We start from the raw sequence: 13,007 nt of genomic DNA on the forward strand, positions 1-13,007 counted from the left end.
AGAGCGCAACGATGCCGATCAGTGCCATCCAGGACATCATCGACGACATGCGCGCCGGGCGCATGGTCGTTCTGATGGACGACGAAGATCGCGAGAACGAGGGAGACCTGATCATCGCCGCCGAAGCGGTGACCGCCGAGCACATCAACTTCTTCGCGTCACAGGCCTGCGGGCTGATCTGCCTGCCGATCACCGAAGCACGCGCCCAGCGTCTTGCGCTGCCCTTGATGGTGCAGAAGAACCTCTCGCAGCACGAGACGAATTTCACGGTGTCGATCGACGCTGCCCGCCTGAGCGTCCCGGGAATCACCGCTGCCGGTCGCACCGCCACCGTGCACGCCGCGATCGCCCGCGACGCCGGCCCTACCGACATCGTCCAGCCCGGCCACATCTTTCCGCTGGTCGCGAAGCCCGGCGGAGTGCTGACACGCGCCGGGCACACCGAGGCGGGCTGCGACCTCGCACGGCTGGCCGGTTTCGAACCGGCGGCAGTCATCGTGGAGATCATGAACGAAGATGGCACGATGGCGCGTCGACCCGAGCTGGAGCAGTTTGCCGCACGGCACGAACTGCGCATCGGAACGATCGCCGATCTGATCGCGTACCGGGCGCTGCACGACCAGACCGTGGCGCGGCGCCACGAAAGCGTGATCGACACCGCTTACGGCCGGATGCGGCTGCTGAGCTACGTCGACCTGATCGACGGCAGTGCGCACTTCGCGCTGATCCGGGGCGAGATCAGCGCGGATCATCCGACGCTGGTGCGCGTACACGCACTCGACATGCTGCGCGACCTGTTCCGCGCCGAACCGCCCGGAGTGAAGCGGAGCTGGTCGCTCGACTCGGCGCTGCAGCGCATCGCAGCCGAGGAACACGGGGTGCTGGTACTGGTCTCGCGCAACCGGAACACAGCGGAACTGCTGCAGCAGATCGAAAGCTACCCCGAGAGGCCGCAACCGCAGGGCAGCAGCAGCGAAAAAGGCCAGCGTTTCTGGCGTGTGAACGGCACCGGCTCGCAGATCCTGAAGGACATCGGCGTGCAGCGCATGCGCGTCATGAATTCCCCGACCCGCTACAGCGCGATATCCGGATTCAATCTCGAGATCGTCGAATTCATCGAACATGCCTGAGTCGTGGGGTGCAGACCATGGCGCCGCCGAACTTGCACGATCGTAATGCCACCGCCGGCACGGCGAGGTTGACCGGATTCCGCCCGGCTGGCTAGGCTGCACGCCAGCAAACCACAGTGGAGTACCACCGCATGCGCGCAGCCGTACTGGAAGCCCCGGGCCAGCCACTCGTCATCCGCGATGACGTCGAAATCATCGCGCCGCGCGTTGGCGAGGTGCGCGTGCGCGTGCGCTACTGCGGCCTGTGCCACTCCGATTACAGCATGATTTCCGGTGCGTTTCCGTTCGGTGAACCGATCATCGTGGGTCACGAGGCCGCTGGAGTGGTCGAGTCGGTGGGTCCGGGTGTCACCCATCTCGCACCCGGCGATCCGGTCGTCATGACCGCAACACCACCGTGCGGACGTTGTTACTACTGCCTGCGCGGCCAGCACAGCCTGTGCGTCGACGGAATCGGCATTGCGACAATGACTCTGCCAGACGGCAGCACCGGGCTGTCCCGCGGCGGGAAGCGCGTGCTGCGCGGCGTCGGCCTGGGTGCACTCGCCGAATACGTGATCACACCGGCGAACGGCGCCATCAAGGTTCCGGCCGACGTACCGCTCGACGTGGCCTGCGTGATCGGCTGCGCGGTGCAGACCGGTGTGGGCGCGGTACTGAACACGGCACGCGTCGAGCCGGGAGCTACCGTGCTGATCCAGGGCCTGGGCGGCATCGGACTGTCGACGGTACAGGGAACGAGAATTGCCGGCGCGGCTCGGGTCATCGTCTCCGATCCCGTAGCGGCACGCCGCGACGCAGCCATTGCGATGGGTGCCACGCACGCCGTCGACCCCTTGAACGACGATCTGGGCGCACGGGTCATGGAACTCACGGATTCGATCGGCGTCGACTACGCGTTCGAGACGGCGGGGGTTGCTGCCCTGATCGAAAGCTGCCTTGCGCTGACCCGCAGGGGAGGCATGACCGTCTGCGTCGGTGCACCACCGTTCGATCAGGGCGTGACGATCGAGAACGTGGTGATGTTCGCATCATCGGCGAAGCGGCTGTGTGGCTGCCTGCTCGGGAGCTGCAATTCGCTGCGAGAAATCCCGCGCCTGATCGCTCTGTGGCGTGCCGGCAAGCTCGACCTCGAAGGGCTGATCACCGCGCGCCGACCGCTTGCCGAAGTCAACGAAGGCTTCGCCGACATGGCGGCAGGACGCGGCATCCGGACCGTGATCGAGATCTGATCCCGATGTCGCAGGTAGCGAGGGAGCTCGTGGCCAGGGTCCGCGATCTGGTGAGCCTGCCCGAAGCCTATCTCGGAATCCGTTCGCTGATGGACGATCCGCAGAGCACGATCGAGGACTTTGCGCGCGCCGTGCAACTCGATCCGGCGTTGACCGCACGCCTGCTGCGCGTGGCCAACAGCGCCTTCTTCGGCGTCAGCCGGAAAATCGAAACGATCTCGCTGGCGGTCAACCTGATGGGCATCTCGCGCCTGCACGATCTGGTGCTCACGACTTCCGTGATCGGAACCTTCGAGCAACTCGCCCTGGCGGATCTGGATCTGGGGAACTTCTGGCGCCACAGCCTGCATACCGGCATCATCGCGCGCATGCTGGCCGCAAGCAGCAGGACGTTCGACAGCGAGCGCCTGTTCGTCGGCGGCCTGCTGCACGGCATCGGCGAATTGGTGATGTGCCTTGTCGCGCCCGTGCAGTACACCGCAGCGCTCGAGCGCTCGCGCTCCACCGGTGCCACACTGGAAGACAGCGAACGCGAGCTCATCGGTTGCGACCACGTGGAGCTCGGTGCCGAACTGATGCGCGCCTGGCAGTTCCCGCCAGTGCTGGTCGCCATGTGCGCCTGCCAGTCCGAGCCATGGCGCAGCGAGGAGCATGCGCGTGAATGCGCGCTGGTGCATGTGGCGCGCGGCATCGCGCGTACCCTGGAGGCAGATCCCGCGAGCAACGACCCGCTCATCGCCTGCAATCCACGCGCAATCGAACTCGCCCGGCTCGATGGTGTTGCCCTGGACACCATCATCACCGAATCGCTGCAGCATCTGGCAGACGTTGCCGAGGTACTGCTGCAGCGTCACCAGGCTGCCTGAATCAGTCGAACAGCGGCACGAACACCAGCACGCCGATCACGGTGGCAGCGAGCGACGCGAGCAATACTGCAGCAGCAGCGACGTCCTTCGCGTGCTTGATCAGAGCATGGTGATCCGGAACGGCCGCATCGGCGAGAAACTCGATCGCCGTGTTCAACCCTTCTGCCACCCAGACCAGCGTCATGGCCACCACGAGCAGGGCCCAGTCACTGGCCGCCGCTTCCAGCCACCAGGCCGCCAGGACGACCAGCACGGTGGCAACAGCGTGGATCCACGCATTCGGCTGCGTGCGCAACAGCACGGCCAGCCCCTCGAACGCGTAGCCGAAACTCGCGATCCGGCTGCGGATCATGCGGCTGCATACCCGGCCGCGATCGTCACAGCGGCACGCAGGCACTGCACAGCGCGTACTGTGCGCCCGGAGTGCGCAGCGCCGTTGCAAGCGCGCGCGCAGGCTCATCGAGTGCGATGCCGGCAGCCATGCCACCTGCGAGCCGGGCGAGCAGCGACTGCGGTGTCAGCGACAACCTCGCCAGCAGTTGGGCGGCCAGCGAACGCGGCTCCTCGATCCAGCGCGTACGCCATGTATCGAGCGTCGCCAGGCGGGCTGCGGCCGCGATCGCATCGTCGAGGTTGCCGAGGTGATCGACGAGTCCGTTGGCCTCGGCCTGAGCGCCCGTCCAGACCCGGCCCTCGGCGAGCTCCGCCACCCGCTCGACCGGCATTCCTCGCCCCTCGGCGACGATCTCCATGAAACGGCGATAGGTGTACGCGTTCGCGAGCTCCATCACCTTGCGCATCTGTGGCGACAGCTCGCGCGAAGGATCGAGACCACCGGCGCTGCGCGTGGTCGCAACGCCATCGTTGTGGATGCCGAGCTCACCCAGTGCACGCGCAAAGCTCGGAAACGCACTCAGCACACCGATCGAACCCGTGATCGTGGTCGGCGCGGCCCAGATCTCGTCGGCCGGCGCCGCAATCCAGTAGCCGCCCGAAGCCGCCACGCTGCCCATCGAGACCACCAGCGGCTTGCCGGTGGCACGGAATTCGAGCAGCGCCTCACGAATGATCTCCGATGCGAACGCACTGCCTCCGGGTGAGTCGACCCGCAGCACCAGGGCTGCCACCTGGGCGTCGGTTGCCGCACCGTCGATCAGGCGAGCCAGCGTCTCTCCTCCGACCGTACCTGCCGGTTGCTCGCCGTCGAGGATCATCCCGCTGGCGACGATCACGCCAACCGCCGGTTGCTTGCGTTCCTGCGCAAGATCGAACGAGGGTCGCACCGCAGCGAGATAGTCACGGAAGCCGAGCGAGTTCACGTTGCCGTCGCGATCCGCACCGACCATCTCCTTCAGCGCCTTGTCGATGGCTGCACGCGATTTCAGCGCATCGATGAAGCCGTATTCCAGCGCTGCGGCACCGGCGTCGCCCGCATGACGCTCGAGAATCGTGTCGATACGGTTCGCGTACTGGTCTGCGGCCTCGGGAGGCAGGTGGCGGCGGTCGGTGACGATGGCGGTGAAAGCGCTCCATACCTCGCGCAGCAGCTCACCCGTTGCCAGACGGTCTGCATCGGACATGTCGCTGCGCTCGAGAAACTCGAACGCGGATTTGAAGGTGCCCGCGCGAAACACGTGCAGATCGATGCGCAGCTTTTGCAGCACGCCAGCATAGTAGTTGCGATACGACGCATAACCACTGAGTTCGACCGACCCCAGCGGATGCATCCAGATCTCGTCGGCCTGTGTGGCGAGCAGGTACTGCTCCTGCGTGAATGCATCACCGACAGCGACCACCTTGCGGCCGGTGGCACGGAACGCATCCAGCTCCGCCGCCATGTCCGCGATCTTCGTGATGCCGGCACCGGCCAGCGCATCGGTAGCCAGCACGATCATCGCGATACGCCGATCGTCCTTCGCGTGGCGCACCGCCTCGACCAGATCGCGCAGCAGGGTTTCACGCTCACCCTGCTGTCCTCTGCCGAACAGATTCGCCAACGGATCGACAAAGCTGAGCTGCTCGACGACCGCTCCCGACGGATCGATGACCAGCGCCGCGCCATCAGGCACCTGCGGCAGGCGCTCGGAAAACAGCGTGAAGAACACTACGACGAGCAGCAGCAGAAAGACCAGGTTGGACAGCGATACCCGCAACCAGCCGACGCAAGCCCACAGCCATGCAAACGCGCGGCGCAGCAGACCTCTGTGCCTTTGCCCCATCGGATCCTCTCCTCGCTCAGGCGCCATGTCCGGCGAGCTCCCGTTGCCGCCAGCGCGCGTAGAACATCGCCGACGTGAATACCAGGCACACGAGCACGAGCTGCAGCCATTCGCCGGCCGCGTTCGGTGGTGCGGCAAGACCCGATACGGTCCCCATGAAGTAGACGAGCAACACGAAACACAGCCAGATGTAGGATTTCCAGGTTCCGCGCAGCAGCCCGGGCAGGAATACCACCAGAGGCCCGACCCAGATCACCCACAGAAAACCGCGGGTCGCGGGCTCCACCGTCGCGATGCCGAATACCTGCAGCGAGAGCACCGCGAGCAGCAGCACGTAACCGCCGAGGGTGACCCGACGCGCCAGCTCCGTCATCGAATCGCTCATGCAAGCACGTCGGCAGCGCGCTCTGCAGGGCGCGCGATCACCCCGTGCTCGCCGCACAGGACCAGCGGACGCTGCAGCAGACGTGGTTCCTCGCAGATTGCACGCAGCAGCGACGTCTCGGACAACGCGGCGTCCGCAAGTCCGCGCTCGCGGTAGGCACTCTCGCTGCTGCGCAGCAACTCGCGCGCTCCGATGCCGAGCCTCTGCAGCAACCCGCGTACTTCAGCCACTTCGAGTCCCTGCTCCATGTACAGCACGACTCGCGGCTCGATGCCACGCTCACGCAGCCAGGCGAGCGCCTCACGCGATTTGGAACAACGCGGGTTGTGGTAGATCACGACCTCGTTCATGACGCCTTCCGCAGCTTTCTGATTTAATGCCGGCCACCCGTTCGCGGCAGTATAGCCCACGACCACCGTGTACCGATCACAGCGACCACCCAGGACAGAAGACACCGGCATCCGTGCCATCGCGGCCGATGTGAACGGATTCGTGCGCTACCTGCTCACGCGCATGAACGAGAATCGCACCAGCCACAGCGCCTCGGCGCTGACCTTCGTGTCACTGTTCGCGCTGGTGCCGCTGCTGACGGTGTTCTATGCGATCCTGTCGCTGGTGCCGACGTTTTCCGCGCTGGATCAGCAGATCCAGGATTTCGTATTCCGCCACTTCGTGCCATCGACCGGCATCGAGGTGCAGGAGTACCTGCGCAGTTTCGCCGAGCAGGCACGCCGGCTGACCGCCGCCGGTTCGGTGCTGCTGGTGGTGTCCGCCTACCTGATGCTGCGCAACGTCGAGACCCAGTTCAACGTGATCTGGCGAGTACGACGGGACCGCCGTGGACTGGCGAGCTTTCTCAGCTACTGGGCCGTGCTCAGCCTGGGCCCACTGCTGCTCGGCGCCGGGCTCGCGATCAGCACCTACCTGTTTTCGCTGTCGGTTCTCGGCAGTGCGCCACGCACCCAGTGGCTGCTGGATTCGGTACTCGGCGTGTTGCCACAGTTCTTTTCGTTCGCGACGTTCACGCTGATGTATCGCGTGGTGCCGAACTGCCATGTGCCACTGCGCCACGCCGCACTCGGCGGACTGCTCGCGACGCTGGCCTTCGAAGCGGGCAAATCGCTGTTCGGCCTCTTCGTGGGCAGAGGCAACTACGCACTGATCTACGGCACCTTCGCAGCGCTGCCGCTGTTCCTGCTCTGGCTGCACATCTCGTGGCAGATCCTGCTCGGCGGTGCGGAGTTCGTGCACGCACTATCGACGTGGCGCAGCCGGCGGATCCAGCCGTTGCCGGATCTGTTGCTGATGCTGGGCGTGCTGGAGCGACTGTACCGCCTGCACCGCGAGGGCGCGGCGCTGCCCGAGCGCGATATCCTGCGCCAGGACTGGCTGTTCGGTGCGTTCAGCACCGATCCCGTGCAGTGGCAACGCGTGCGCGACACATTGCTCGATGCCCGACTGATCGTCGCAACGCAGCCGGAGGTCTACATGCTCGGCACCGATGCGGCCTGCATCACGTTGTGCTCGCTGCAGCGCCTTGCCGGATGCCTGCAGGATCTTCCCGATGCGGCGCTGCGCCAGCAGTTGCCACCATGGTGCACCATCGTCCTCGAGCGCCTGGAGCAGGCCAGCACGAGAACGCAGGAAATCCTGGCACCGAATCTCGAGGAACTCTTCAACGAGCAACCACCCGGGGAACGCGATGCTGCCCATACCTGATCGACGCAGCCTGCAGGCCGGCATGATCGTGCTGGCGCTGTGCGTACTGAACCTCGGAGCATGTTCACGCAGCGAAGCGCCGATCGGCAGCCAGACGTCGCTTGCCGCGCCGGGGCAGTGGCTGCTCGTCAATTACTGGGCGGAGTGGTGCCGGCCGTGCATCGAGGAAATTCCTGAACTGGCCGCCTTTGCCGCAGCGAACACGGAGCGCGCGCGTGTACTGCTGGTGAATTTCGACGATGTGAAGGAACCGGAACTGAGCGCGCAGGCGACACGTCTCGGCATACCGACCGCACTGCTGCTGGAGCACGATCCGGCGCGCGAGCTCGGGCTCGAACGCCCGCAGGTGTTGCCATCGACTTTCGTGATCGCCCCCGACGGCACCCTGCGCGCGACGCTGCGCGGTGCTCAGACTGTCGCGAAGCTCACGGCTGCAATCGGAGGGTCTTGACCATGTGCCTGCTCGTTCGCGTCAGCGGTACCGTACAGGGTGTCGGCTACCGTGCCTTTGCCCGATCCGCAGCCCGCGAGCTGGGAATTCACGGCCACGCCCACAACCTGCCCGACGGCAGCGTCGAGGTGCTCGCCTGCGGTAGCGAGGCAGCGTTGCAGGACTTGCTGGCGCGGTTACGCACCGGACCCCGCTGGTCGCGGGTCACGGACGTGGTGACGGAGCGGGTGGAGTGCGCGAAACCCGCAGATTTCCGCACTGGCTGACGACGATCCGCTGCCAACCGGTCCGCGTCATGGCGTGACTGCACCCGGGCGCTGCTGCGCAGCGTCGAGATAGAGACGCAAGGGCTTGCTCTCGTTGCGTCCGAGATAGATCACCAGGCCGTAGTAGCCATGATCGTAGTCACGCACGAATTCGTGCGGCTTGAGCTGCAGCACCGTCTCGCCGGTACGCCGCCGCGCAGTCACGATCAGCTCGTCGATCGGCTGCTCGCGCTGCGGTATCGCGAGATGCACCGCCTGCATGTCCTGCTCCGGCAGCACGACGATGTCCTCGACCTTGATTCCGCTGTCGGGATCGACGTAGCCGGGGCGCAGTTCCACGTCCGCCGTTTCGGCAAACGCGTGCAGCGCAATCATGAAACACAGCGACAGCCATGGCGCACGGCGGCCCAGGTCGGCAATCATGGTGAAACCTCCCTTCATGTCGTTGCAGAACCCGGCCTACGAAGGATCGTACAAGGCCATGATTTCCGCGGGCGGAGTTTCGCAGACGTCGGCCAGCAGCGCCACACGCAACTGGATCGTCGCCGGTGCGCCCGGCAGTTCGAGCGCAGACACACCCACGCCGAGCCACACGCTGAGCATGGCCTGGCACGGAAACGACGCGCGACCGGGTGCATACGGCAGCACGCGATCCAGACTGATCCGCACCACTCCCGGCAGATTCGCGATCGCGTTCGCCCAGTCGGAGATCGCCGTTGCGAAAACCCCATCGTCGATCCCCGCTGCAGGATCCAGCAGCAACAACTGTCGCCGCGTGCCAGGCGCTGCAACGTCGCGTGGCGGACCAAAAAGGATCGTTTCCTCGGCGCGCGCCGGCCTGATCAGGCGCTGCTCCATGAAGCTGCGTTCGTCGGCGTCCAGGATCTCACCCGCGGCGGTCTGCTTCGGATCGACGCTCAGTCGGCCATCCTCGATATAGAACTCCGACACGCAGTCGAAATCGATGTCCTGCGCGGATTCCACGACGTGATTGCGCAGATACTTCGCGAACGGGTAGTACTTCATCCCGAGCCGGCAATGACGGGTTTCGTAATAGTCCCGAAATGCCGCCCGGGCAGTCCCTGCGCGACGCGTAAGCAAGCAGACGGACTTCATGTCGTGGAACCTCCGGTTTCAATCCGCGATACGGATCCGTGCGACGACGCGTCGCGCCGCCGTGTGCGGGTCGATGCGACACGCCTGCACACTGTCGAACAATGCTGCCATGTCCGCAAGGTCCTGCACCGCATCGACGACCCGCTGCGCCGCCGCGTCACGCAGCAGTTTCAGGAACACCGCGCGTGCACGCAGCCCGCTCTGCGCAGCGAATCTGCCGGTAGTACGCAACAGAGCGGCGTGCCGATCGAGCGCATCGACGATCGCCTCGCCTCCTTCGTCACGCGTTGCCACCGCCTGCAACGCAGGTGGCTGCCACCCATCTCCTGCAGGCGAACGCGCACGCAGGCGCAGCGCGGTTTCCAGCTCGGCGAGCGCTTGCAGCGCACCGTCGCGGTCTGCCTTGTTCAGTACGAATAGATCACCCGCCTCCATCAGTCCGGCCTTGATCGCCTGGATCTGGTCGCCGAGCCCTGGCGCCGTGACGACCAGCGTGGAATGCGCGAGTGCGGCGATCTCGATCTCGTCCTGACCGACGCCGACCGTCTCGATGAAGATCACCTCGTAGCCCATCGCGTCGAGCACCATCGATGCATCGAAGCTGCTGCGCGCAAGGCCGCCAAGTTGCCCGCGCGTACCCATGGAGCGGATGAACACCGCGTCATCGAGCGCGTGACGCTGCATGCGCACGCGGTCACCGAGCACGGCACCGCCGCTGAACGGACTGCTGGGATCGACTGCGATCACACCGACGCGCCGCCCGCGCCGGCGCTGCTCGGCTATCAGCATGTCGACCAGCGTCGACTTGCCGACACCACCGGCTCCGGTCACACCGACCAGATGCGCGCGACCCGTGTGCGGATGGATCGCAGCGAACGCATCACGCCCGCGCGGATCCTCGTCTTCGAGCCAGCGGATCAGGCGTGCGCCGGCACCGATGCGCCCCGCGAGTACACCGGCGACCAGATCGTTCATGCTGCCGGCGTCTGCTCGCGCCCGGCGTGCCACGCCTGCAGGTAATCTACGATCTCGCGCGTAGCGGTACCCATCGTGAAGATCCGCGCCACACCGGCGTCACGCAGCACCGGCTGGTCCTCCACGGGAATCACGCCACCGACGATCAGCAGCTTGTCGCCCGCATCCTGCGCCTGCAGCAGCTCGGCGAGGCGCGGGATCGAACGCAGGTGTCCGGCCGACAGCGAAGAGACACCGACCACGTCGACGTCTTCCTGGATCGCCGCAGCGACGACCATCTCCGGTGTCTGCTTGAGACCCGTGAAGATCACCTCCATACCGGCATCGCGCAATGCATGCGCGATCACCGTGATGCCGACCGTGTGGGTATCGAGCCCCAGCTTGGCGAGCAATATCCGCAGCGGCGCTCCGGGCATGTTCAGACTCCCGCCGTCTGGCTGTCCGGGTGATGGACGCCGAAGACATCACGCATCGCGTCGCAGATCTCGCCGTGTGTCGCGTACACGCGCACTGCCGCCAGGCACGGTTCGACGAGGTTCTCACCGCTGCGAGCAGCTTCGCGCACACGCTCGAGCGCCTTCTGCACCGCCGGCGTATCCCGCCGCGCGCGCAGTGCGCGCAACTTCGCGATCTGCTGTTCCTCCATGTCGTGCTCGAGCCGCCAGATCCCGATCTCGCGCTGCTCCTGTTCGACGACGAGGTGGTTCACGCCGACCTGCTTGCGGCTGCCGTCCTCGAGCGCACGCTGGCGCCGGAACTGCTCGTTGCCCAGCTCGCGCTGGAAATGGCCCTGCTCGATCGCGCGCAGTGCCCCGCCCAGCGCGAGGATGTGCCTGATCTCCGCGAATGACTCGTCCTCGATGCGCCGCGTCAGCGATTCGACGTAATACGACCCGGCCAGCGGGTCGATGGTGTCCGCGACTCCGGTCTCGTGCGCGACCAGATGCTGGATCGCCGCGCCGACGCGGATCGCCTCCTCGCTTGGCAGTGCGTGTGCCTCGTCGTGCAGTGGCGTGGTCATCGTCTCGCCGGCCCCACCGAGTGCGGCGGCCGTGGCCATGATCGCGAGCCGCCCGATGTTGTTCAGCGGTTGCTGCAGCGTCAGCGAAGCGGTACTCGGCGAGGTCATCACGCGCAGCTTCAGCGCCTCGAGGCACGTCGCGCCGTAGTGCTCCTTCATCAGCCGTGCCCAGACCTTGCGGAACGCGCGCAGCTTGCAGATCCCCTCGAAGAAGTCCATGTCGACGTTGATCACGAAATGGAAGTACGGAGCGACCGTGTCGATGTCGAAGCCGCGTGCCAGCATCGCGTCGATGTACGCCATCGCGATGGTCACCGAGAACGCGAGCTCCTGCACCACGTTGGCGCGCGCGGGCTGCAGTTGCGCAGCGATGATCGAGATCGGCTGCCAGTGCGGATGGTGGCGCACGATGTACTCGAAACAGTCGGTCGCGATGCGCAGCCCGTGTTGCGGCGGATAGATGTAGCGCCCCACACAGGTGTACTCGATCAGGATGCCGTTCACGATATGCAACGCGAGGCCGTCTGGATCGACGCCTCTCTTCTCCAGCGCCGCGATGATCATCGCGAGATTCACCGGCTGCGGCGCGTTGCACACGCTCATCAGGTATTTCAGCCTGTCGAACGGAAGATCGAAGGCCTCCTGCATGTCCTCGAGGCTGTCGAGCGCCATGCCGGCACGCCCGACCTCGCCGGCGACCAGCGGGTTATCGCTGTCGTAGCCGTTGGTGGTCGGCAGATCGTATTCGAGGATCAGGCCCTGCAGCCCCTGATCGAGCATGTAGCGTGCGCGCTCGGCCCACGCCATGCCCTTGCCGAAGCCGGTGACCTGCGCCATGGTCCAGAGCCGCGAACGATTGCCGTTGGGGTCCACGCCGCGCGTGAACGGGTACTCGCCGGGAAAGCCGAGGTCACGCAGGTAATCGAAGCCGCAGCGCTCGAGGTCGAGCGGCGTGGCAAGCGGCGGCACTTCCCAGTCCATCGTCTGGGTGCGAAACGACGGCTGGCGCTCACCGGTCGCCGCGACGGCCGGTGCACGCGTCTCGCGCTGCCAGCGTGCCTCGGCTTCGGCACAGCGCCCGGGCTCATCGTCGCAGTGACGCAACGGATCATGCGGGACGTTCATGCCGTACCTCCCCCACGGGCGCAACCGGATTCAATTGTGCACGCCACCGTCCATCTTGACGACTTCACCGGTCATGTGGGCGCCATCCTCGGAGGCGAGCATGGCGATCACGCCGGCGACACTCTCCGGGCCGCCAAAGGCACGATCGGGGCGCGACAGATGGGCAAACAGGCTCAGATCCAGCCCGCCCATGCGCTCGCCCTGCTCCTTCGTCATTGGCGTTGTAATGCCGCCAGGCGCGACCGCATTGACCCGCACCCCGCGGGTCAGCAACTCCCAGGCGAGCGAGTGGGTCAAGGCGTACACACCGCCCTTGCTGGCCGCGTAGGCGGTCATGTACGGATGCCCGTACAGCGACGACGTCGAGGCCGCGTTGACGATGTTGCCCTTCGTGGCCAGCAGCGCCGGCACGGCTTCGCGACAGAACAGGAAGGTGCCCACCAGGTTCACCTCGAGCACTTGCCGGAACAGTTCGAGCGTGGTGCTGGTCACCGGTTCGGAG

General features: G+C 65.8%; 16 protein-coding genes. 6 read left to right on the plus strand and 10 right to left on the minus strand.

Going from position 1 to position 13,007, the window contains the following annotated elements; genetic code table 11:
* Window positions 1–11: 11 nt before the first annotated feature.
* The 3 genes from ribB (at window position 12) to H7A12_09205 (ending at window position 3,228) form a co-directional block, all read left to right on the plus strand.
* Window positions 12–1,130, plus strand: a complete 1,119-nt coding sequence (gene ribB / locus H7A12_09195; GenBank protein MCP5320982.1) for a 3,4-dihydroxy-2-butanone-4-phosphate synthase — start codon at window positions 12–14, stop codon at window positions 1,128–1,130.
* A 131-nt stretch (window positions 1,131–1,261) separates the two neighbouring features.
* Window positions 1,262–2,362 (plus strand): Zn-dependent alcohol dehydrogenase, encoded by a 1,101-nt coding sequence (locus H7A12_09200; protein MCP5320983.1) that lies wholly within the window; start codon window positions 1,262–1,264, stop codon window positions 2,360–2,362.
* A 29-nt stretch (window positions 2,363–2,391) separates the two neighbouring features.
* The gene (locus tag H7A12_09205; GenBank protein ID MCP5320984.1) at window positions 2,392–3,228 is read left to right on the plus strand and encodes an HDOD domain-containing protein; all 837 of its coding nucleotides are present in this window, start codon (window positions 2,392–2,394) and stop codon (window positions 3,226–3,228) included.
* Window position 3,229: 1 nt separating this feature from the next.
* On the opposite strand, the gene H7A12_09210 is transcribed toward H7A12_09205, so the two are convergent.
* From H7A12_09210 to arsC, 4 genes are read right to left on the minus strand one after another with little or no spacing between them, the layout of a single operon-like run.
* The gene (locus H7A12_09210) at window positions 3,230–3,580 is read right to left on the minus strand and encodes a diacylglycerol kinase family protein (GenBank protein MCP5320985.1); all 351 of its coding nucleotides are present in this window, start codon (window positions 3,578–3,580) and stop codon (window positions 3,230–3,232) included.
* 25 nt (window positions 3,581–3,605) lie between these two features.
* On the minus strand, window positions 3,606–5,447 hold the full coding sequence (sppA, locus tag H7A12_09215; GenBank protein MCP5320986.1) for a signal peptide peptidase SppA: 1,842 nt from the start codon (window positions 5,445–5,447) through the stop codon (window positions 3,606–3,608).
* Window positions 5,448–5,463: 16 nt separating this feature from the next.
* On the minus strand, window positions 5,464–5,832 hold the full coding sequence (locus H7A12_09220; GenBank protein ID MCP5320987.1) for a DUF2069 domain-containing protein: 369 nt from the start codon (window positions 5,830–5,832) through the stop codon (window positions 5,464–5,466).
* Window positions 5,829–6,182 carry an arsenate reductase (glutaredoxin) gene (gene arsC / locus H7A12_09225; GenBank protein ID MCP5320988.1) on the minus strand — a complete coding sequence of 118 codons (354 nt, stop codon included), beginning with the start codon at window positions 6,180–6,182 and terminating at the stop codon, window positions 5,829–5,831. Before arsC ends, H7A12_09220 begins: the two co-directional genes overlap by 4 nt.
* Before the next feature lie 130 nt (window positions 6,183–6,312).
* Between arsC and H7A12_09230 the strand changes: the two genes are divergently transcribed.
* The 3 genes from H7A12_09230 to H7A12_09240 are packed head-to-tail and all read left to right on the plus strand — an operon-like array spanning window position 6,313 to window position 8,268.
* Window positions 6,313–7,551, plus strand: a complete 1,239-nt coding sequence (locus tag H7A12_09230; protein MCP5320989.1) for a YihY family inner membrane protein — start codon at window positions 6,313–6,315, stop codon at window positions 7,549–7,551.
* Window positions 7,552–7,573: 22 nt separating this feature from the next.
* Window positions 7,574–8,002 (plus strand): TlpA family protein disulfide reductase, encoded by a 429-nt coding sequence (locus H7A12_09235; protein ID MCP5320990.1) that lies wholly within the window; start codon window positions 7,574–7,576, stop codon window positions 8,000–8,002.
* Between the two features lie 2 nt (window positions 8,003–8,004).
* Window positions 8,005–8,268, plus strand: coding sequence for an acylphosphatase (locus tag H7A12_09240; protein MCP5320991.1), 264 nt, complete (start codon window positions 8,005–8,007; stop codon window positions 8,266–8,268).
* A 27-nt stretch (window positions 8,269–8,295) separates the two neighbouring features.
* On the opposite strand, the gene H7A12_09245 is transcribed toward H7A12_09240, so the two are convergent.
* From H7A12_09245 to H7A12_09270, 6 genes are all read right to left on the minus strand, one after another.
* On the minus strand, window positions 8,296–8,691 hold the full coding sequence (locus H7A12_09245) for a hypothetical protein (protein ID MCP5320992.1): 396 nt from the start codon (window positions 8,689–8,691) through the stop codon (window positions 8,296–8,298).
* A 36-nt stretch (window positions 8,692–8,727) separates the two neighbouring features.
* Entirely contained in the window at window positions 8,728–9,384 is a 657-nt protein-coding gene (locus tag H7A12_09250) for an EthD domain-containing protein (GenBank protein ID MCP5320993.1), read from the minus strand.
* A gap of 18 nt (window positions 9,385–9,402) precedes the next feature.
* Window positions 9,403–10,359 (minus strand): methylmalonyl Co-A mutase-associated GTPase MeaB, encoded by a 957-nt coding sequence (gene meaB / locus H7A12_09255; protein MCP5320994.1) that lies wholly within the window; start codon window positions 10,357–10,359, stop codon window positions 9,403–9,405.
* On the minus strand, window positions 10,356–10,775 hold the full coding sequence (locus tag H7A12_09260) for a cobalamin B12-binding domain-containing protein (protein ID MCP5320995.1): 420 nt from the start codon (window positions 10,773–10,775) through the stop codon (window positions 10,356–10,358). Before H7A12_09260 ends, meaB begins: the two co-directional genes overlap by 4 nt.
* 2 nt (window positions 10,776–10,777) lie before the next feature.
* Window positions 10,778–12,505, minus strand: coding sequence for a methylmalonyl-CoA mutase (locus H7A12_09265; GenBank protein ID MCP5320996.1), 1,728 nt, complete (start codon window positions 12,503–12,505; stop codon window positions 10,778–10,780).
* Window positions 12,506–12,535: 30 nt separating this feature from the next.
* A partial coding sequence (locus H7A12_09270) for an SDR family oxidoreductase (protein MCP5320997.1) occupies window positions 12,536–13,007 on the minus strand: 472 nt, incomplete at its 5' end.

The sequence above is a fragment of the Pseudomonadales bacterium genome (assembly GCA_024234165.1).
Classification (GTDB): domain Bacteria; phylum Pseudomonadota; class Gammaproteobacteria; order Pseudomonadales; family UBA5518; genus UBA5518.

Excerpts from the sequence above, each read along its gene's own strand:
- H7A12_09235 (MCP5320990.1), top strand. The coding sequence starts at position 7,574 with ATGATCGTGCTGGCGCTGTGCGTACTGAACCTCGGAGCATGTTCACGC.
- ribB (MCP5320982.1), top strand. The coding sequence starts at position 12 with ATGCCGATCAGTGCCATCCAGGACATCATCGACGACATGCGCGCCGGG.
- arsC (MCP5320988.1), bottom strand. The coding sequence starts at position 6,182 with ATGAACGAGGTCGTGATCTACCACAACCCGCGTTGTTCCAAATCGCGT.
- H7A12_09260 (MCP5320995.1), bottom strand. The coding sequence starts at position 10,775 with ATGCCCGGAGCGCCGCTGCGGATATTGCTCGCCAAGCTGGGGCTCGAT.
- meaB (MCP5320994.1), bottom strand. The coding sequence starts at position 10,359 with ATGAACGATCTGGTCGCCGGTGTACTCGCGGGGCGCATCGGTGCCGGC.
- sppA (MCP5320986.1), bottom strand. The coding sequence starts at position 5,447 with ATGGGGCAAAGGCACAGAGGTCTGCTGCGCCGCGCGTTTGCATGGCTG.
- H7A12_09250 (MCP5320993.1), bottom strand. The coding sequence starts at position 9,384 with ATGAAGTCCGTCTGCTTGCTTACGCGTCGCGCAGGGACTGCCCGGGCG.
- H7A12_09220 (MCP5320987.1), bottom strand. The coding sequence starts at position 5,832 with ATGAGCGATTCGATGACGGAGCTGGCGCGTCGGGTCACCCTCGGCGGT.
- H7A12_09240 (MCP5320991.1), top strand. The coding sequence starts at position 8,005 with ATGTGCCTGCTCGTTCGCGTCAGCGGTACCGTACAGGGTGTCGGCTAC.
- H7A12_09245 (MCP5320992.1), bottom strand. The coding sequence starts at position 8,691 with ATGATTGCCGACCTGGGCCGCCGTGCGCCATGGCTGTCGCTGTGTTTC.
- H7A12_09210 (MCP5320985.1), bottom strand. The coding sequence starts at position 3,580 with ATGATCCGCAGCCGGATCGCGAGTTTCGGCTACGCGTTCGAGGGGCTG.
- H7A12_09265 (MCP5320996.1), bottom strand. The coding sequence starts at position 12,505 with ATGAACGTCCCGCATGATCCGTTGCGTCACTGCGACGATGAGCCCGGG.
- H7A12_09200 (MCP5320983.1), top strand. The coding sequence starts at position 1,262 with ATGCGCGCAGCCGTACTGGAAGCCCCGGGCCAGCCACTCGTCATCCGC.